The organism is Blastochloris sulfoviridis (assembly GCF_008630065.1).
Taxonomy (GTDB): domain Bacteria; phylum Pseudomonadota; class Alphaproteobacteria; order Rhizobiales; family Xanthobacteraceae; genus Blastochloris; species Blastochloris sulfoviridis.
The window spans coordinates 56,872-77,091 of sequence record NZ_VWPL01000006.1 but is presented as its reverse complement, the minus strand read 5'-3'; the positions used below and the strand labels follow the sequence as shown (position 1 = coordinate 77,091).

Here is a 20,220-nt window from a genome sequence, read left to right as displayed (position 1 = left end):
ATGGTCGTTTGTCTTGTGTCATGGCGCCATGAAGCAAATCCTCCAGAACCTCCGCAGCGGTGAGACCGAGCTCGCCGAGGTGCCGAGCCCGGCCGTGCCGGCGGGGCACCTCCTCATCCGCACCACGCGCTCGCTGGTGTCGGCCGGCACCGAGCGCATGCTGCTCGATTTCGGCAGAGCGAGCCTGATCGACAAGGCGCGCCAGCAGCCGGACAAGGTGCGCATGGTGCTGGAGAAGGTGAAGACCGACGGGCTGGTGCCGACGCTGGAGGCTGTGCGCAGCAAGCTCGATCAGCCGCTGGCGCTCGGCTACTGCAATGTCGGCCACGTGGTCGAGGTCGGGCGCGGCGTCAGCGGCTTTGCCGTCGGCGACCGGGTGGCCTCCAACGGCAAGCATGCCGAGATCGTCGCCGTGCCCGTCAATCTGTGCGCCAAGGTTCCCGACGCCGTTTCGGACGATCAGGCCGCCTTCACCGTGCTGGGGGCGATCGCGCTGCAGGGCATCCGCCTCGCCCAGCCGACGCTCGGCGAGACCTTCGCGGTCACCGGGCTCGGCCTCATCGGCCTCGTCGCGGTGCAGCTGCTGCGCGCCCATGGCTGCCGCGTGCTGGGGCTCGATTTCGACCCCGAGCGGCTGGCGCTGGCGCGTGCGTTCGGCGCCGAGACCGTCGATCTCGCGGCCGGCGCCGACCCGGTGGCCGCGGCCGCCGCCATCACCCGTGGCCATGGCGTGGATGGCGTCATCATCACCGCGGCGACGAAAAGCAGCGAGCCGGTGCATCAGGCGGCGCTGATGTGCCGCAAGCGCGGGCGCATCGTGCTGGTCGGCGTGACGGGGCTCGAACTGTCGCGCGCCGATTTCTACGAAAAGGAGCTCACGTTCCAGGTCTCCTGCTCCTATGGCCCCGGCCGCTACGACCCCGCCTATGAGCAGAAGGGGCTCGATTATCCCATCGGCTTCGTGCGCTGGACCGAGCAGCGCAATTTCGAGGCGGTGCTCGACATGCTGGCCGATGGCCGGCTCGATGCGATGGCGCTGGTGTCGCACCGCTTTGCGATCGAGGAAGCCGAGCGCGCCTACGAGATCGTCGGCGGGGCAGAGCGCTCGCTCGGTGTGCTGCTCAGCTATCGCGATGATCCTGAGGCGCTCCTTGAGACTGCGCAGGCGCGCACGGTCGTGATGCCGGCGCCGAGGGTGGCCAAGGGCGTGGGGCGCGCGGTGTCGGTCGGCGTCATCGGTGCCGGCAATTATGCCACCGGCGTGCTGATCCCAGCGTTCAAGGCGGCCGGCGCGCGGCTCAAGACCGTGGCGTCGAATGCCGGCGTCAGCGGCGTGCATGCCGCCCGCAAATTCGGCTTCGAGGCGGCGACGACGGATGTTGAGAGCGTCCTGGCCGACGCGGCGGTCGATGCCGTGGTGATTACCACGCGCCACGATACCCACGCGGAACTGGTCGTGCGGGCGCTGCAGGCCGGCAAGCACGTGTTCGTCGAAAAGCCGCTGGCGCTGAAGGAGTCCGAGATCGACGCCATCGACGCCGCCTATCGGGCGGCCTGCGCGCGCGGCGCGGCGCCGCTGCTGATGGTCGGATTCAATCGCCGCTTTGCGCCGCATGTGGTGCGCATGAAGGCGCTGCTGGCCCCGCTGCATGGCCCGCGTGCGATGGTGATGACGGTCAATGCCGGCGCCATCCCCGCCGATCACTGGACGCAGGATCGCCAGACCGGCGGCGGCCGTATCATCGGCGAGGCGTGCCATTTCATCGATCTCATGCGCCATCTTGCCGGCGCGCCGATCACGGCACGGCACCTGCAGCCGATGGCCAGCGAGACGGGCGACACCGCGACCATCACGCTCGGCTTTGCCGACGGCTCGATCGGCACGGTGAATTATCTCGCGAATGGCAACAAGGGCGTGGCGAAGGAACGCCTTGAGGTGTTCGCCGCCGGGCGCATTCTCCAGCTCGACAATTTCCGCGCGCTGTACGGCTTCGGCTGGAGCGGGTTCCGCAGGATGAAGCTGTGGCGCCAGGACAAGGGGCAGGGCGCCTGCGCCAAGGCGTTCCTGGAGGCGATTCGGATGGGCGGCAGCGCACCGATCGCCTACGACGAACTCATCGAGGTCGGGCGGACCTCGATCGGGCTGGCGCAGGAGCAGTGAGGGCCATGGGCGCACTGACGCAGTGGCTCGATGCCACGCTCTATCCCGACATCAGCCGGAATTGGGACGATGAGCTGTTTCGGGACCGCATTCTTGAGCATCTCAAGCCCGATGATGTCGTACTCGACCTTGGTGCGGGTGCAGGTATCGTCAAACAAATGAACTTCAAAGGTGTCGCTAGGCGCGTTTGCGGCGTCGACATCGACCCGCGCGTTGTCGATAATCCGATGCTGGACGAGGGGCGCATTTCCGACGCCAGCGCGATTCCCTACGAAGCCGAGACATTCGATCTTGTCTTCGCCGACAATGTGCTTGAGCATCTCGCCGAGCCGATGAGCGTATTTCAGGAAGTGGCGCGCGTCCTCAAGCCCGGGGGCATGTTTCTCTTCAAGACGCCAAACAAGTGGCACTATGTGCCGACCATTGCCCGGATGACGCCCCATTGGTTTCACGCGGCGGTCAATGGCTGGCGTGGACGCGAAGCAGACGATGTCTTCCCGACACTCTATCGCGCAAACTCAAGGAGCGACGTCGAATCGTTGGCGGCGGCAACAGGATTTGATGTGATCGCGATTGATCGTATCGAACGCCGACCGGAATATCTTCGGTTTTCTGTCCCGACCTATCTGGCCGGCGCAGCCTATGAGCGGTTCGTCAACATGGCACCGCTCTTTGCGCCGGTGCGCATCCTGCTGGTTGGTGCGCTCAAGAGGTCCGGGAACTAAGGCCTTCCTGCGGGCTGTCGTTTTTAGTTCGCGGACCGAAAGGACCGATGCAACACCTCGCAAGTGCGGCCCGGCTGGTGCGCACCGTGCGGCACCTCAAGCCGGTGCAGGTCTATGCGCGGGCGCGCCTGCTTCTGCCGCGCGGGTGGCCGGAGGACAGGCCGGCACCGGCACTGCGGCCGGTGCGCGTGACCTTCGTCGCGCCGACCTTGCAGGTGCGCTCGCTGCTCGGCCGCTGGCGGGTGCGCTTCCTCAACAGGGAAGGTGAGATCGCTCAGCCTCCACAGTGGAACGACAAGGCGCAGACCAAGCTGTGGCTCTACAATCTTCACTATTTCGACGACCTCTGCGGCCCGCCCGCCGATGCCGCGCACCGGGCGCTGCAGCGGGACGTCATCAACCGCTGGATTGCGGAAAATCCGCCCGGCGCGGGCAATGGCTGGGAGCCCTATCCGGTCTCGCTGCGTATCGTGAACTGGATCAAATGGGCGCTCGCGGGCGAGAGCCTTGAGCCGCATTGGCGCGACAGCCTGGCGATGCAGGTGCGCTGGTTGTCGGAGCACATTGAGTGGCATCTGCTCGGCAATCATCTCCTCGCCAATGCCAAGGCGCTCGTCTTCGCCGGTCTGTTCTTCAACGGGGCCGAAGCGGACCAGTGGCTGGCGCGCGGCCTGTCAATTCTCAGGCGTGAGCTGCCCGAGCAGATCCTCCCCGATGGCGGCCATTTCGAGCTGTCGCCGATGTACCACGCCATCATTCTCGAGGACGTGCTCGACCTCATCAATATCGGCCGCACCTTTGGCCGGGGCGACGCGAAGGTCTTCCGCAACCTGCCGGATATCGCGGCGCGCATGCGCAGCTGGCTCGCGGCAATGACCCACCCCGACGGCGGCCCCGCCTTCTTCAACGACGCGGCCTTCGGTGTTGCCGCCTCCCGTGCCGATCTCGAAGCCTACGCCGGACGGCTCGGCCTGGGTGCGGTCGAAGAGCCGGGCGAAGGCGTGCAGCACCTTGCGGCGTCGGGCTATGTCCGGGTCAATCGCGGCGACATGGCTGCGATTCTCGACCTCGCCGCTGTCGGGCCGGGCTACATTCCGGGCCACGCGCACGCCGATACGCTGTCGTTCGAGCTGTCGCTGGGCTGCGAGCGCATCGTCGTCAATGGCGGCACGTCGACCTATACGCCGGGCGCGCTGCGCGAGGCGCAGCGCTCAACCGCCGCGCACAGCACGGTGGAGGTCGAGGGCGAAAACTCGTCGGAGGTGTGGGCCAGCTTTCGCGTGGCGCGGCGTGCCCGCGTTCAGGATGTACGCATCGAGGCGGCCGGCGGCACCATTCGCGTGTCTGCGGCGCACGACGGCTACCGGCATCTTCTGGGCCGCCCGGCGTGCCGGCGGACTTGGCAGTTCGAGGGGGCATCGCTTGTGGTGGCGGATGAGGTTGCCTGCCTCCTCTCGAAGAAGGCAGTCGCCCGGTTTCACCTCGGCCCCGGCGTTGCGGCCGAGAGCGATGCCGATCGGCGAAGCGGCCGGCTGCAGAGTGAAGGTGGCCGCGTCGTCAATTGGTCGGCCAGCAGCGAAGCGTGCATCGCCCATTCGCCTTGGTTTCCGGAATTCGGACGCAGTGTGTCGACGGACACACTTGTTGTTCCTCTCTCGGCTGGCCAACTCGTCACGCGTTTTGCTTGGGCGCGCCCCTCCGTTTGATCATGCACATCCTGTTTCTGACCGATAATTTTCCGCCCGAGGTCAATGCGCCGGCATCGAGAACGTTCGAGCACTGCCGCGAATGGGTGAGGTTGGGGCACAGCGTGACGGTGATCACCTGCGCACCGAACTTCCCGCAAGGCCGCGTGTTCGAGGGCTACCGCAACCGGCTGTGGTCGCGCGAGACGATGGCCGGCATCGAGGTCATCCGAGTCTGGACCTATATCACCGCCAATGAGGGCTTTCTGAAGCGCACATTGGACTATGTGAGTTTTTTCGTTGCGGCCGTTCCGGCGAGCCTGTTCGTGCGCGACGTCGATATCATCGTCGGAACATCGCCGCAGTTGTTCACGGCGTGCGCGGCGTGTGCCGCGGGATTCATCAAGCGTCGTCCCTATGTGTTCGAGCTCCGGGATCTCTGGCCCGAATCCATCAGGGCGGTCGGCGCGATGCAGGCGTCATTCGTGCTTGATCGCCTGGAAGCATTGGAATTGTTTCTGTACCGTCGTGCCGCGCATATCGTGAGTGTGACGAATGCGTTCCGCAGGAATCTCGTGGGCCGCGGAATACCCGCTGAGAAGATCAGCATCACAATGAACGGAGCAGACCTTGCGCGGTTTCAGCCGCGGCCGCGAGACGAGGAACTCGCGGCCGAACTCGGCCTGCAGGGTAAGGTGGTGGTCGGCTATGTCGGCACGCATGGCATGGCACATGCGTTGGGGACAATTTTGCGAGCCGCAGAGCGTCTCCAGGCGCGCGCGGAGGCTAAGGAGATTCACTTCCTGTTTCTGGGCGACGGCGCGCAGAAGAAGGCACTGATCTCTGAAGCGGCAGAACGCAAGCTAGCGAACGTATTCTTCGTCGATAGCGTGCCGCGAGAGGACGTCGTTCGGTACTGGACGCTCGTCGACATCTCCATCATCCACCTCAAGCGGACGGAGTTGTTCGAGACCGTCATTCCATCGAAGCTATTTGAGTGCATGGCGATGGGCATCCCTATCCTGCATGGTGTCGCGGGGGAGTCAGCAGAACTGGTAACGCGCGAGAACGTTGGCCTTGTCTTCGAACCGGAGGACGATGCGGCGCTGGCTAATCATATCATCAAGCTAGCGCATGACCCCGCGCTCCGCCGCCAGCTGTCGCAAGGCTGCATCGCAGCGTCCCGGGCCTATGATCGCACTGCGCTTGCGCAGGAAATGCTCGAGACCCTGAAGCGCACGTGCGGCCAGACAGTGGCGCATCCGGCGGGCGCGATGAGCGCGCGGCATCCGTGAGCCGAAATTGATGAGCCCGCAGCCGCAGCGACGATAGATCGCTCACGGCCTTAGGTCAGACGTCTTCAACATGCCCCAGAAAATCCTTCTCGTCTTCGGCACGCGGCCGGAGGCGATCAAGATGCTGCCGGTCGCCCAGGCGCTGCGGCAGGAGCCGAGCGTCGAGGTTCGGATCTGCGTCACCGCGCAGCACCGGCAGATGCTCGATCAGGTGCTTGACCTGTTCGAGGAGCGGCCCGATTACGACCTCGACGTGATGACCCACAGCCAGGGTCTCGAACAGGTAACGACGGCGGTGCTCAACGGCCTCGGCCGCGTGCTGGACGACGCACGGCCGGACCGCATTCTGGTGCATGGCGACACCACCACCACCATGGCCGCAACGTTGGCGGCATTCTACAGGCGCGTGCCGGTGGCGCACGTCGAGGCCGGCCTGCGCTCGGGCGATCCGCTGCAGCCTTGGCCCGAGGAGATCAACCGGCGCGTCACCGATGTGGTGGCCGACCGCTTCTTCGCGCCGACTGCGCGCTCGCGCGACAATCTGCTGAAGGAGAATGTGCCGGCGCAGGCGATCCATGTCACCGGCAACACGGTCATCGACGCGCTGCTCGACGTGGTCGAGCGCATCCGCCGGCGGCCGGATCTGGTTGTGGGGCTGGAGCGCCGCTTCGCCTTCCTCGATGCCAAGCGGCCGATCCTGCTGGTGACCGGCCATCGGCGCGAGAATTTCGGCGCACCGTTCGAGAGTCTGTGCGAGGCGATCCGCGATCTCGCGCTCTCGCAGCATATCCAGGTCGTCTATCCGGTCCACCTCAATCCGAACGTCCAGTCGGCGGTGCGGCGCGTGCTGGGCGGCGTGACGCACGTCCATCTCATCGAGCCGCTCGATTATCTTCCGTTCGTCTATCTGATGATGCGGGCGCACGTGGTGCTGACCGACAGCGGCGGCATCCAGGAGGAGGCACCCTCGCTCGGCAAGCCGGTGTTCGTGATGCGCAACGTCACCGAACGGCCGGAGGCGGTGGAAGCGGGCACGGTGCGGCTGGTCGGCACCGACCGGGAGCGCATCTTCAACGCCGTGAGCGAAGTGCTGGCCGATCGCGCCGCCTATGAGCGCATGAGCCGCGCCCACAATCCCTACGGCGACGGCAAGGCGTCGCGCCGTATCGCCGACATTCTCACCCGCGGACAGACCAGCGAGTTCCTGCCATGACAACACGGCCCAGATTCGAGAACGGATTCGAGACCTGCGTCATCGTCGGTCTCGGCTATATCGGCCTGCCGACCGCGGTGGTGGCGGCGCGCGCCGGCATCCGCGTGGTCGGCGTCGACATCAACCCGCGCATCGTCGCGGCGGTGAATGCCGGCGCCTGCACGATCGAGGAACCGGGGCTCCCCGAGGCGCTGGCCGATCTGGTGGCGGCCGGACGCATATCGGCGCGGAGCGAGCCGGTTGCCGGCGACGTCTTCGTCATTGCCGTGCCGACGCCGTTCACCGGCGGCTACAAGCCGGACCTGTCCTATGTGGCGGCGGCGGCCCGTTCGATCGCGCCGGTGCTGCGCAAGGGCGACCTGGTCATCGTCGAATCGACCATTCCGGTTGGCGCCACCGAGCAGGTGGCGCGCTGGATCGAGACGGCGCGGCCCGATCTGGCATGCTCGCGGCGCGGCAGCGCGCGAACGCCCGACATTCTGGTGGCGCATTGTCCGGAGCGGGTGCTGCCGGGCCAGATGCTGAAGGAGCTGGTGGAGAACGACCGCATCATTGGCGGCGTCTGCGCCGCCGCCGGCCGGGCCGGCCTTGCCTTCTACCAGTCCTTCGTCACCGGCAATTGCTTCGTCACCGATAGCCGGACGGCCGAGCTTTGCAAGCTCAGCGAGAATTCGTTCCGCGACGTGAACATCGCGTTTGCCAACGAACTGGCCGAGATCTGCGGCGATTTCAGCATCGATGTGTGGGAGCTCATCTCGCTTGCGAACCGCCACCCGCGCGTCAACATCCTCAATCCCGGCCCTGGCGTCGGTGGGCACTGCATCGCGGTCGATCCCTGGTTCATCGTTTCGGCGCTGGGCGATCAGGCGCGGCTCATCCGTGAGGCACGTTGGATCAACAGTGGCCGGCCGCGCACCGTGGTGCGCGAGATTCTCGGCAAGATCGCCGGCCGGCCGGTGGGCTCGATCGCCTGCCTGGGTCTCGCCTACAAGCCCGACATCGGCGATCTGCGCGAAAGTCCGGCGGTTGAGATCGTCGAATATCTGTCCTCCGAACTCGAGCTGACGCGGCCGGAGATCGAGCTCCTGCTGGTCGAGCCGTTCGTCGACCGGCTGCCGCACGAACTCGACGGCGCGCATGGCGTGCGCAAGGTGGATATCGATGCGGCGCTGGCCGCAGACGTCATCGTCATGCTGGTCGACCACCGGCCGTTCTACGCCATCAAGCCCGAGCAGCTTGCGGGCAAGATCGTGGTGGACACCCGTGGCGTGTGGCGACGGGCGGCGCAGCAGGGGCCGGGCGGGCAGACAGTGGTGAATCGCGAGCCCGCCGGCCGCCCCGCCGCACCGGCCGAATCCGAGGCGGAGCCGGTTTGAGGCCGATGGCGGCGGACGGAGTCCGTTGCCCCGCCCTTCGAATTCTCGTGGCATTTCAAGCCAATCGGGCCGCGTGTCTGTGGGTCCCCTCCCCAATTCCACAGAAAGCGCACAAGATGCGATCGACCCCCTTGCGTCGGGGGGGAGGCTTTCGCTATATGCTGATCACTCGGCGCCGGGACTGCCCCGGACGCTGATGGATGCGGGTGTAGCTCAGGGGTAGAGCACAACCTTGCCAAGGTTGGGGTCGAGGGTTCGAATCCCTTCGCCCGCTCCAAAACTCAAGACAATCAAGCGCTTGCAAACGGCCCGGAAGGGCCGTTTTGCGTTTCTGGCCTCACCCGCTCCGGCCCCGCCCTGCCAGTGCGCCGGTCGGGCCTTGACGCCACCGCGTCCCCACCCGGTTCGTCGCGGCCGGATCCCACCCGAGCGGTGACGCATGAGCAGAGGGAGGTAAAAAGGTAGCGTACGCAAGCTTCCTGCTCGATAATCCGCCTCAGCCACGGCGCGATGGACCGCTCGCCGAGGACAGCCGCAGAGCTCTGCAGGCACGGGTGTCGGAAAGCCCATGGAAGAGCCGCGCGCGACAACGGGACGACTCCGTGATTCGGCGGGCACACGTGCGGGGCCGTCGCAGGACCACCCGGAGTCCGCGCGTGAACTTCGCATATGCCGTCATCCGGTGGATGGCGTCATCCGGTTGTAAGGGAAGAAAGCTATGTGCTGCTGGCGAGTTGATGAATTCAGTCGGGCCAGCAAGGTGATGGTCGTCACGCCCCGGTGACGCGGGACGCGCGGGAGCATTCTTCGCAAATGTGGGGGCCTGTCTTGCGAAAGAGAATGCGTTCGCTCAGAGACGGAATTCCGAGAGCCGCAAGACGTGACGATCCATGCCCCGTGCTCGCCGCCAAGCTTGCGCAGGCTGCATGGATTGGCCTCTCGCGGGCATCCACGACTTGATGGGATTTCCGGTTGATCCCGTCGAGATACCGGAAACGGTCTCGCCGAAAACCCGAGTTCTGCAAGAGGCTCGCGATAACGGGATTTTCGGCGATCGGAATACGGCTCGGAGACTTGATCAGCCGGAAACCGGATGAGACGTCTCTTGGAGAAAAGACATCGATGGCCGCGACAGGCCCGGCCATGACGGCGGCGGATCGGTCGCAAAGACCGCAAATATGGGAGCAGCCACCCGGCTCGGCCGGATTGGCCGACGCTCGAGACGAGACAGACCAGAAGGGCCGGCCGCGCGCGGCAGCGTGCGCCGGGAGAGGGCCGTAGCGTGAGACTTCTATATATTCCCCTGCTTCTCCTGGCGGGCTGGCTTGTCTATCCCATCCTCTTCCCGGTTCCGGTGGAAGGGTTCAGCGCGGCCATTCTCAGCCTCGGTGTCCACCTCACCAATGGCGACCTCCTGGCGTTCGACCGGCTGCAGCCCTTCAATGTCGAATTCTTCAGCCTGTCGAAGCTCGGGGCGGTGCTCGGCATTGCCGGGCTGATGGAGAGCCTCGGCGTCGACGCCGAGACGGCGCTGCGGCTGCTGATGTGGAGCGGCGAGGCCGTTCTTCTCGTCTCGACCTTCGTCCTCGTGCGCCGCTGGTCCGGCGCCTCGCCGCTCATCGCCATCGCCGCGATCCTGCTCGTGCCGGGCATGATCGAGAACAGCTTCTACTACAATGAGAACGTGGTGGCGGCCGCGCTCGCGGCGCTGGGGCTCGTCTGTTTCGGCACGCAATCGCGCGTTCTCCTGCCGCTGATCGGCGGCGCGCTGTTCGGCCTCGGTGCGTTGACGCGGCCGGACATCGTGCTGGCCAGCGCCGCGGTGCCACTCATCGTCTTCGAGCGCTCCGGCCTCACGCGCCGCAGCGCGATCGCGCTTCTCGTCGCCTCACTCGGCGGGGCGATCACCTGGTTCGGCGCGCTGGCGCTGATGGGGGCGAGCGTCCTCGACGTCCTCAAGGCCGCCGGCCACGCCTTCGTGCTGTGGGATCGCCAGCCCGCCTATCCGCGCCACGTGCGCGAACTCCTGTTCTTCGCCGGGCTGCCGGCCGGTCTCCTGGCACTGGCCGGCGTGGTGGCGCTGATCCGGCAGCGGGCATTCGCGCGCCTCGCTCTGCTGGTGCTGCCGATCGTCGTGGTCAATGTGGTGTTCTTCGGCAGCCTGTGGCAGTCGCGCCAGATCCTGAGCGTCGCGCCCTTCGTGGTGGCGCTGACGGCAATCGGCCTGATACAGCTTCTGCCGCAGCCGGGCATGAGCCGGCCGGGCGCGTGGGCGCGAGGTGCGGCCGCCGCCGCGATCGCGCTGATCCTGCTGGTGCCCGGCCCGACCGCCTATGATGACGGGCCGCGCGATCTGTTCGGCCGCATTCCGGGAATTGCCCACTGGCGCAACTGGCAGAACGACGTCGCGGCCGACATGGCGACCATCCGGCGCGCCGTCGATGACGATAAGCCCGGCCTGCGCGCCATCATCACCGACGACTGGAACCCGGACCGCTACGTCCATTTCGCGCTTGTCGATGCCGGCTTTCGGCCGCAGCCCCTCGCCGGCATCGCGCCGGCCTGCGCGGGTGTTGCCGAGTCCTTCGTGCGTGGCCCGCAGCAGGTTTTGCACCTGCGCATCCACCAGAGCTTTCTGAAGGACGCCAACGCGCTCAATCGCGAGCGCTTCGAGACGATGGCTCGCCCCTGTCTCGAGGCCGTGACGCCGGCCGCAACCACGCTGGTGCTGGCGGTCGATCGCCTGCGCTTCATCGAGGGCGGCGGCGACGTGGCGCTGCTCTGGCCCGCCGAGGCGAAGGGTACGTTCGGCCATCTGCTGCAGCGGATGTTCACCGGGCAGGCCGCCGGCCTCACGGCGGTTGCGGTCGATGCGGCGATGCTCGACCGCATGGCCACGGCCTATGTGGCGCTGGAGGCGCAGACGCGGCAGGACTTCATCGCCAAGGGCTACACGCTGCGTACGGTGGCCGACGGGATCGCCGGTACCCGACGCATCATTCCGTTTCCGAGGGGCGAGTGATGCGCTCTCCGACGCAGGCGGCCACGGCCCGCCCCGCGTCGCACGCAGGGCGCATGTGGTCGAGCGAGAATGGCACGATGAAGCTTCTCTTCATTCCGCTGGCCATCCTCGCCGCGTGGCTGCTCTATCCCAGTCTCAATCCCGTTCCGCTGGAGGGGTTCAGCGCCGCGATCATCGGTCTCGGCGTCCATCTCGCACAGGGCGACATGCTGGCGTTCGACCGGCTGCAGCCGCTCCACGTCGAGTTCTACGGCCTGTCGAAGCTCGGCGCCATTCTCGGTGTCGCCGGGCTGGTGAAGCTGTTCGGCATCGATGGCGAGACGGCGCTGCGGATCCTGATGTTGCTCGGCGAGGCGGCGCTCCTCGTCTCGACATTCATCCTGGCGCGCCGCTGGGCCGGCGCGCCGCCGCTCGTTGCCGCGCTGGCCGTGCTGCTTGTGCCCGGCGTGATCGAGAACAGCTTCTTCTATGCCGACAACGTCGTGGCGGCCGGCTTCACCAGCCTGGCTTTCGTCTGTTTCGGCATGCGTTCGGCCATCGTGGCACCGCTGATCGGCGGCGCGCTGTTCGGGCTCGGCGTGCTCACCCGGCCTGACATCGTCTTTGCCGGCGTCGCGGTGCCGCTCCTCATTGTCCTGCAGCATGGCCTCACGCGCCACGGCATGGTTGCGCTTCTGGCCGCAATCGCCGGCGGGGCCATCGCCTGGCTCGGGCCGCTCCTTCTCATGGGCGTCACGCCCCTCGACATCCTCAAGGTCGGCAAGCTCACCCTCCAGCTCTGGGATCGCCAGGTCTCCTATCCGCGCCACATTCGCGAGCTCGTCGTCTTCGTCGGTCTGCCCGCCGGTCTGCTGGCGACACTCGGCGTGGTGGCGCTGATCCGCCAGCGGGCGTTCCTGCGGCTTGCCTTCCTTCTCGTGCCGATCGTCGTCATCAATGCGGCGTTCGCCGGCAGCCTGTGGCAATCGCGCGCGCTGCTGGGCATGGCGCCGTTCGTGGTGGCGCTGACCGCCATCGGCTTGCTGCAGCTTGTGCCGCAGCCGGGCACGGGTCGGGTGGGGCTGTGGGCACGGGGCGCCGCTGCCGCCGCCATCGCGCTGATGCTGCTCGTGCCGATGAAGCCGGCCTATGACGACGGCCCGCATCACCTCCTGGGCCGCATTCCGGGGATTGTCGACTGGCGCGACTGGCAGGATGGCGTGGCGGCGGAGGTTGCGGCGATCGGCGACATCGCCGCGGCGAATCGTCCGGGCCTGCGCGTCATCATCTCCGATTCCTGGAACCCCGACCGCTATCTGCATGTCGCGCTGATCGAGGCCGGCTATCGCGCGCAGCGCCCCGCCGAGATCGAACCGGCCTGCGTCGCGATCGCCGAATCGTTCGAGCGCGATGGCGCGCGCGTCCTGCATGTGCGGCTGTTCCAGGGCTTCGTGAAATACTACCCCGCGCTCATTCGCGAGCGGTTCGAGACCATGGCGCGTCCCTGCCTCGACGCGGTGGCGCCTATCCAGACGACGCTGCTGACGACGGCGGATTTCCTGGCCCTCATGCAGGGCAAGGCGGATCTGGCGGAACTCTGGCTGGCGCAGCCGGCGAGCCCGTTCGACAACCTTCTGCGGCGCCTGTTCACGGACAAGCCGTGGCCCATCGTCGTCGTGCCGGTCGATGCCGGGATGGCCGACGGGATGAGCCGGGCCTATGCCATCGTGGAGGACGAGACCAGGACGCGGTTTGCCGCCATGGGAAGCCGCCCGCCGGGGACGGCGGCCGAGGCGATCGAAGCCACCCGCCGCATCATTCCGTTTCCGAGAGGGGATTGACGGGTCGCTCCGCGCAGAGGGACGGCGCTTGGGACCGCGACCGTGAAGCCGCCGGGGTCGAACAGGGGAGGCGGTCTGGTCGCAACCATCCAGGAAACGCATGAAGGATATCGAGATGATGCCTCTGTATGTTCTTCCGGTCATCCTGGGAGGCTGGCTGCTCTATCCAATTCTCTCTCCGGTTCCGGTCGAGGGTTTCAGTGCGGCGATCCTCGGTCTCGGCGTCCACCTCGCCCAGGGTGACCTTTCGGGGTTTGATCAGCTCCAGCCCTTTCATACGGAGTTCTTCGGTTTGGCGAAGCTTGGGGCGGTGCTCGGCGTCGCCGGGCTGGTGAAGACACTCGGCATCGACGGCGAGACGGCGCTGCGGCTGATGCTCTGGAGCAGCGAGGCGGCACTTCTCGTCTCCACATTCATTCTCGTGCGCCGCTGGTCCGGCGCCTCGCCGCTGATTGCGGCGCTCGCTGTCCTGCTGGTGCCAGGCATCATCGAGAACAGCTTCTTCTACGCCGAGAATTTGGTGGCGGCCGCGCTGGCCACCCTGGGCCTCGTCTGCATCGGCTCGCGATCCCTCGTTCTCGCGCCGCTGATCGGCGGCGCATTGTTCGGGCTTGGCGTGCTCACCCGGCCGGACACCATCGTCGTCGGCATCGTGGCGCCGCTTGTCGTCGTCGAGCGCTCCGGGCTCACGGGCCGCAGTGCGATTTCACTGGCGGCGGCCGCGACCGGCGGCGCCATCACCTGGCTCGGGCCGCTCCATCTCATGGGCGTGACGCCCTTCGACGTCATGAAGGTTGGCGATCGCTATTTCGAGATCCTGGATCGAAACTACGCCGACCTGCACGATCTTCTGCGCGGACTCCTGCGCCAGGTCCGCCAGGAGTTGATCTTCATCGGGCTTCCCGCCGGTTTGCTGGCGGCGATCGGCGTGGTGGCGCTGATCCGGCAGCGGGCGCTGCTGCGCCTCGCCATTCTTCTGGTGCCGCTCCTCGTGGTCAATGCGGTGTTCTTCAGCACCCTGCAGCAGTCCCGCCAGCTTCTGCCTCTCGCGCCCTTCGTGGCGGCGCTCGCCGCGGTCGGCCTGCTGCAGCTCGTGCCGCAACCGGGAACAGGCAGGGCGGGGCTTTGGGCGCGTGGTGCCGCCGCCGCTGCCATCGTGCTGATCCTGCTCGTGCCGGGCAGGACGGCTTATGATGACGGACCGCGCGATCTCCTGGGCCGCATCCCCGGAATCCTGCACTGGCGTGACTGGCAGACGACGGTGGCGGCGGAGATGACCGCGATCGGGCAGGCAGTCGCGGCAGACCATGCGGATCTGCGCATCGTCATTACCGACGAGTGGGATCAGGACCGCTACGTTCATTTCGCGCTGCTGGACGCCGGCTATCGCGCCCAGCGCCTTGCGGAGATCGAGCCTGCCTGCGCCGGGGTCGCCGAGTCGTTCGTGCGCGGTCCGCAGCGGATCCTGCATCTGCGGGTCCTGCAGGGGTTCGTGAGATACTATGCTGCGCTCAGCCGCGAGCGATTCGACACCATGGTCCGGCCCTGCCTCGACGCCGTGACGCCGGCCGAAATGGTGCTGGTGGTGCGCCAGGAGCGCCTCGATATTCTGCAGGATGCGGGTGCGACGCCGATCGTCTGGCCGCCGCCGGGGAACGGCTTCATCGAGGATCAGTTGCGGCGGCTGTTTCCGGACAAGCCCTCGCCGATCCGCGTCCTCACGATCGATGCGGGCATGCTCGACCGCATGAGCAGGGCATATGCGGCCCTAGAGGCGACCGGAAGGCGGGTGATGGCGGAGAAGGGCCTGGCGCTGCCTTCGGCATTGGAGGCGGCCGCAGCCACCCGAGGTATCGTTTCGTTTCCGAGAGGGAATTGATCGGGACTGCAGCCGATCCGGCGATGCGGTTTTCGGCGGATCAAGCCTTCGAGCCCCATCCCGATCGCCGAAAATCCAGTTGCGGACCAGGGATTTTCGGCGAATCTGTTTCTGGAGGTCACGAAAGGATCACCCGGAAACCGTATCAGTCGTGAAGCAGGAGGCTTCGACGATGCCCGACCGCCCGGCCGACCCCATTCGCCTTCGGCCGCCAGAGCGTCCGCCGATCCGATTGGATCACGCGGACGCTCCAGGTTCCTCGTCTATCGCATTCTCTTTCGCAAAACCGCTTCCCACGTTTGCGGAGAAAGCTCCAGCCTGTCCCGGCGCTGGCTGCGGACGGCTGGCGTGCCGGCAGCCATGATCCCCGGCAACACATCCCAAGGCGCGGTCCAAGGTGCGATCGTGGCCGCGATGTCGCGTGCGGGTCTCGGGGGGCTGCTCGGCCGGCTTGAGTCCGGCGCACTGGCCAAGCCGCTGCGCTTCGTCGGCCTGTCCGGGATCGGCTGGCTGCTCGACACCAGCGTCTACATGCTGCTCGTCGGCGGCCTCGGCCTGCGGGTGTTCGTCGCGGCGATGATCGGCGGCCTGTGCGGCGCGACCTTCGCCTTCCTCACCTCCAGCCGCTGGGTGTTCTCCGGTCGCCGCCACGGGCTGGGCGGCCGGCTGCTGGTGTATCTGGTCTACATTGCCGTGCAGATCGTCGCCATGTCGGCCGTGATCGATGGACTCGCCACTGCGCTGCAGGCGGGCTTTGCGCTGGTCGATCTTGCCGTGTCGTGGCCGCTGATTGCGCTGCTGAGCAAGTGCCTCATCACGCCGTTCGTGCTGGCGATGAACTACCTCGTCGCCCGCAGGCTCAATGCGGCTCCGTGACATGTCCGTGGCCCGAACACACAGACCGCATCTTCGCCATCCGGCCGGCGGCCGGCGTCATCAAGGACTCGAAAGCTCGTGACCGACCGCATCCTTGTGTTCATCCCGATGTACAATTGCGCGCGGCAGATCGGCCGGGTGATCCCGCAACTGTCGGGCCGGATCAAGCCGCTCATCGCCGAAGTGCTGGTGCTCGACAACGGCTCGCGCGATGGCGGGCCGGAGGTCGCGCGCGATGCGCTGCAGCAGATCGACGGGCTGTCCTGGCGCATTGCCCGCAACCGCGAGAACTACAATCTCGGCGGATCGCACAAGCTCGCCTTCGACCATGCCATCGACAACGGCTTCAGCCACGTCATCGTGCTGCATGGCGACGATCAGGCCGACATCGATGATCTCTTCGATGCGCTGCAGGACGGCCTGCACCACCAATACGACAGCCTGCTGGGCGCACGCTTCATGCGCGGCTCGCGCCTGCAGGGATATTCAGCTTATCGCCTGATCGGGAACCACGGGCTCAACATCCTGACCAGCGCCATCGTCCGCCGCTGGATCGCCGACCAGGGCTCCGGGCTCAATCTCTACAGCACGGACTATCTCGCGCCGCGATTCTACAACGCCTTCCACGACAACCTCATATTCCCCGCCGAGATGCTCTACCACTCGGTCTCTTCCGGCGCGAAATTCCGCTTCGTGCCGATCTCGTGGCGGGAGGAGGATCAGTCGTCGAGCGCGCGGCCGATCAGGCAGGCGCTTCAGATCCTCGACGTCGCATGGAACAGGAACCGGATATTCGCAGAACCGCCGCGCGAGCCGCCTCCGGCAGCGCGCGGCTTCGATGTCATCTACCGGCATAGTGCGGGCTGAGGGCAAGGGCGCCGCTCGCAGCACGAGCGGACGCGCATCAGGCAAGGCAAGATGGCTGTCAATCTGATCATCCCGATGGCGGGGCGCGGATCCCGCTTCTCGAAGGCCGGCGTCAGCATCCCCAAGCCGCTGGTCGAGCTCGCCGGCCGCCCGTTCTTCTGGTGGGCGACCGAGAGCGTCCGCCGCAGCACGCCGATCGGCGAGATGGTGTTCGTCGTGCTGCGCGAGCACGTGGCGGCGTTCGGGATCGATGCGCGCGTGCTGAACCTCTACCCGTCCGCCCGCATCATCGTCATCGACGAGGTCACCTCGGGCGCGGCAGAAACCGGGGTGATCGGCGCGCGCGCCATCGCCAACGACCTGCCGGTTGCCATCAACGACTGCGACCACGCCTTCAACGCGCCGTTTCTCGACGAGGCGGCTGCGGCGCTGGCGCGCGGCAGCGCCGGCGCGCTGGTCGGCTTTCGCGCATCCGAGCCCTGCTATTCCTATGTCCGGATGGACGAGGCCGGCCGCGTCGCCGGCACCGTCGAGAAGGTGGTGGCGAGCCCCTTCGCCATCGCCGGCTGCTACCTGTTCCGCGATGCGCAGACCTATTGCCGGCTGTTCGAGTCCTACCGCCTGCAATGTCCCTACAATGAGCTGTTCATCAGCGGCATGTTCAACCTGCTGATCGAGGCCGGCGGCACGGTGGAGTTCTGGGAGCTTCCCGTCCATTTGTCCTTCGGCACGCCCGATGAGCTGGACCGGATGCGCGCGCGCGACCCGCTCGCCGCGCTGGGGTGGAGCTGAGCGATGGTGCCCGCGGTCGGTGTCGAGCTGTTTCTTGCGGCGGTCGCGACGCTTCTGGTCGCCCATGTCGTGCGGTGCATCCGCTGGGCCACGCTCTTTCCCAATCTCAGCCACGTCCGGCATTCGGATCTCCTGGTCGGGCTGTCGATCGGCTATCTGGTCAACGCGATCCTGCCGTTCCGCATCGGCGAGCTGCTGCGCATCCTCTACGTCCACTGGCGCGGCAAGGTGCAGATCGCCTGCGTCGTCGCGACGGTGGTGCTGGAGCGCGTTCTCGACATCCTGGTGGTCGCGGCGATCCTGCTCGTCTTCGTCGCGGGCAACCGGCTGCCCTGGTCGGCGACGATAGCGGTGGCGCTTGGCCTTGCTGCCGTCGCCGCCACGGTCGCGTTCGGGCTCTACGTGCCCCGCTCCCGGCGGGTGCGCCAATGGGTGTGGACCGTCGCGTCGGTGTTCAATTCCAAGATCAAGTTCATGATCCTGGATTCGGTCTGGACGTTCGCGTCGCTCCTGGCGTCGCGGCGCTATCTCAGCCCGCGCTTCATGATCCTGACGGTGTCGATGTGGGCGGTCTATCTCGTCTCCTACCTGCTGTTCGCCAGGGCGGTGGAGGCGGGGTTCGTCGAGGCCACCTATTTGCTGCTCGGCAGTCCGCTGAGCTCGCCGATCCTGCTCCTGGCGGACCACAATCTCGACAATGATCTCGCGCTCGGCCTGCTGCTCATCGCCTACACCTCCCTGCCGATCCTTGGCGTCATCACCTACGGCCTGGTGCGCGACCGGCCGGCCATCGTCGGCGCGATGCAGGCCGCCCACCGCTACGGCTTCATCGGCGGCGAGCTCTATCGCATCGTCTCCACCGACAAGTTCCGGCGGGCGTCGGACTACGAGCTGTTTCTCACCGCGCTGTTCGGCGACGAGCACCACCTCGTGTCCGACTTCGGGCTGTCGGCGCTCGACGACGCGGTCGTCCACCGCCTGCTGCACGGCGGCTCTGACGCGATCACCGCCGTCGTCGAGAGCGACGGGCGGCTGATCATCCGCAAGTTCGCCGTCTGCGATGCGGCCGAGAAGCTGTCGGTGCAGGCCGCCTGGCTCAACACCCATCGCGGGCGCCTGCGCACCGTCGACATCATCGAGGAGCACAAGGGCCAGCAGTTCTATCGCTACGACATGCCCTACCTGATCGAGGCCAACGACTTCTACGACGTCATCCACATGCTGCCGATCGAGAAGAGCGCGGCGATCCTCGATGACGTGGTCGGGCAGCTCGACGCCTTCCATCGCGCCCATGATGTCGGCGTCGCCGCAGGGGACGAGGTGGATCGCTATCTGGCCGTGAAGGCGGCCAGGAACGCCGGCATCATCCTCGATTTCGCCCGCTCGTTCCTGAGCGGTCCCGTCTACACCATCAACGAGACCGCCTACAGTCTCGCGGATTGGGCGCGCCTCGCCGACCCGGACTGGCTGAGGGCCCAGATCTCAGACCGCAGGACGACGGTGCTGCACGGCGACCTGACGATCGAGAACATCATCGTGCGGCTGGATGGCGCGCAGAGCTGGTATCTGATCGATCCGAACCCGGACAATGTGTTCAACAGCCCGCTGATCGACTGGGCGAAGATGATGCAGTCGCTCAATCTCGGCTATGAGGGTCTGAACCGGGCGTCGCCGGTGACGGTCAGCGACAATGCCATCCGGCTGACGGTCACCAAGTCGCATGCCTATCAGCTTCTGCACGAGCAGTTCCTGGATATCATGCGCGCGAAATTCGGCGTCGGGGGCCTGCGGGAAATCCATTTCCACGAGCTCGTCAACTACCTGCGCCTCACGCCCTACAAGATCCGGCAGAACCCCGAGAAGGGCATGACATTCTTTGCCTGCAGCAGCATCCTGCTCAACCGCTACCTCGAACGGACCGCCAGATGACGGTGAAGGCGGTGCTGGTGGATCTGGACGGCACGCTGGCCGACACCGAGACGGCGAGCGCCGCCGCCTATGCGGAGGCGCTGGCGGAGGTCGGGGTCGGGGTGGGGGTCGGCGAGCTTGCGCGGTGCGCGCATGGCCGGCACTGGTCGCAGTTCCTGCCGGAAATCCTGGCGGGCGCCGGCCGCGCCTCGGCGCCGGGCGCGGTGGCGGAGCGCAAGAGGCAGATCTACGAGGCGCGGCTGGCGCAGATCCGGATCAACCATGCGCTCGCCAGCCTCATCGCCTTCGTGCGTCCGATGTGCCGCACCGGGCTGGTGACGACAGCCGCCTCGGGCACCGTGACGGCGCTCCTGACGTGCCACGGGCTCGACGGCCATTTCGACATCGTCGTCACCGGCTGCGACGTCGAGTTCCGCAAGCCGCATCCCGAGGCCTATCTGCGCGCCGCCCACCTGCTCGGCGTCGCCCCGCAGGAGTGTCTGGTGTTCGAGGATTCGGACGTGGGCGTTGCCGCAGCCAAGGCGGCCGGCGCCCGGGTCATTCGGGTGGCGGCGCCGGCGGCGTGATGGCGGCAGGTTCC

Annotated in this window: 14 protein-coding genes and 1 tRNA gene; all 15 read left to right on the top strand. The window is 66.7% G+C overall.

The window, feature by feature from the left end; genetic code table 11:
• Positions 1 to 28: 28 nt before the first annotated feature.
• The 15 genes from F1193_RS05040 (at position 29) to F1193_RS04970 (ending at position 20,206) form a co-directional block, all read left to right on the top strand.
• Positions 29 to 2,161 carry a bi-domain-containing oxidoreductase gene (locus F1193_RS05040; RefSeq protein WP_150096583.1) on the top strand — a complete coding sequence of 711 codons (2,133 nt, stop codon included), beginning with the start codon at positions 29 to 31 and terminating at the stop codon, positions 2,159 to 2,161.
• 5 nt (positions 2,162 to 2,166) lie between these two features.
• A complete protein-coding gene (locus F1193_RS05035; RefSeq protein ID WP_150096582.1) occupies positions 2,167 to 2,886 on the top strand; it encodes a class I SAM-dependent methyltransferase in 720 nt (239 codons plus the stop codon).
• Between the two features lie 47 nt (positions 2,887 to 2,933).
• The gene (locus F1193_RS05030; RefSeq protein WP_150096581.1) at positions 2,934 to 4,592 is read left to right on the top strand and encodes a heparinase II/III family protein; all 1,659 of its coding nucleotides are present in this window, start codon (positions 2,934 to 2,936) and stop codon (positions 4,590 to 4,592) included.
• 2 nt (positions 4,593 to 4,594) lie between these two features.
• On the top strand, positions 4,595 to 5,866 hold the full coding sequence (locus F1193_RS05025; protein WP_150096580.1) for a glycosyltransferase family 4 protein: 1,272 nt from the start codon (positions 4,595 to 4,597) through the stop codon (positions 5,864 to 5,866).
• 70 nt (positions 5,867 to 5,936) lie between these two features.
• Positions 5,937 to 7,079 (top strand): non-hydrolyzing UDP-N-acetylglucosamine 2-epimerase, encoded by a 1,143-nt coding sequence (gene wecB, locus F1193_RS05020; RefSeq protein WP_150096579.1) that lies wholly within the window; start codon positions 5,937 to 5,939, stop codon positions 7,077 to 7,079.
• A complete protein-coding gene (gene wecC / locus F1193_RS05015) occupies positions 7,076 to 8,455 on the top strand; it encodes a UDP-N-acetyl-D-mannosamine dehydrogenase (protein WP_150096578.1) in 1,380 nt (459 codons plus the stop codon). Before wecB ends, wecC begins: the two co-directional genes overlap by 4 nt.
• Positions 8,456 to 8,657: 202 nt before the next feature.
• A tRNA-Gly gene (locus tag F1193_RS05010) sits at positions 8,658 to 8,732 on the top strand.
• Between the two features lie 1,005 nt (positions 8,733 to 9,737).
• Positions 9,738 to 11,477, top strand: a complete 1,740-nt coding sequence (locus F1193_RS05005) for a hypothetical protein (RefSeq protein WP_150096577.1) — start codon at positions 9,738 to 9,740, stop codon at positions 11,475 to 11,477.
• A 77-nt stretch (positions 11,478 to 11,554) separates the two neighbouring features.
• Positions 11,555 to 13,297, top strand: a complete 1,743-nt coding sequence (locus tag F1193_RS05000; protein ID WP_150096576.1) for a hypothetical protein — start codon at positions 11,555 to 11,557, stop codon at positions 13,295 to 13,297.
• Between the two features lie 100 nt (positions 13,298 to 13,397).
• A complete protein-coding gene (locus tag F1193_RS04995) occupies positions 13,398 to 15,176 on the top strand; it encodes a hypothetical protein (RefSeq protein ID WP_150096575.1) in 1,779 nt (592 codons plus the stop codon).
• A 414-nt stretch (positions 15,177 to 15,590) separates the two neighbouring features.
• The gene (locus tag F1193_RS04990) at positions 15,591 to 16,052 is read left to right on the top strand and encodes a GtrA family protein (RefSeq protein ID WP_170263375.1); all 462 of its coding nucleotides are present in this window, start codon (positions 15,591 to 15,593) and stop codon (positions 16,050 to 16,052) included.
• Positions 16,053 to 16,130: 78 nt separating this feature from the next.
• Complete coding sequence (locus F1193_RS04985; protein WP_150096573.1) at positions 16,131 to 16,919, top strand: glycosyltransferase family 2 protein; 789 nt, start codon at positions 16,131 to 16,133, stop codon at positions 16,917 to 16,919.
• Positions 16,920 to 16,970: 51 nt separating this feature from the next.
• Positions 16,971 to 17,711, top strand: coding sequence for an NTP transferase domain-containing protein (locus F1193_RS04980; protein WP_150096572.1), 741 nt, complete (start codon positions 16,971 to 16,973; stop codon positions 17,709 to 17,711).
• A gap of 3 nt (positions 17,712 to 17,714) precedes the next feature.
• Positions 17,715 to 19,640: a lysylphosphatidylglycerol synthase transmembrane domain-containing protein gene (locus tag F1193_RS04975; protein WP_150096571.1), complete on the top strand. Its 1,926-nt coding sequence runs from the start codon at positions 17,715 to 17,717 to the stop codon at positions 19,638 to 19,640.
• A complete protein-coding gene (locus F1193_RS04970; protein ID WP_150096570.1) occupies positions 19,637 to 20,206 on the top strand; it encodes an HAD family hydrolase in 570 nt (189 codons plus the stop codon). The genes F1193_RS04975 and F1193_RS04970 overlap by 4 nt, the downstream gene beginning before the upstream one ends.
• The last annotated feature ends 14 nt before the right edge of the window (positions 20,207 to 20,220 follow it).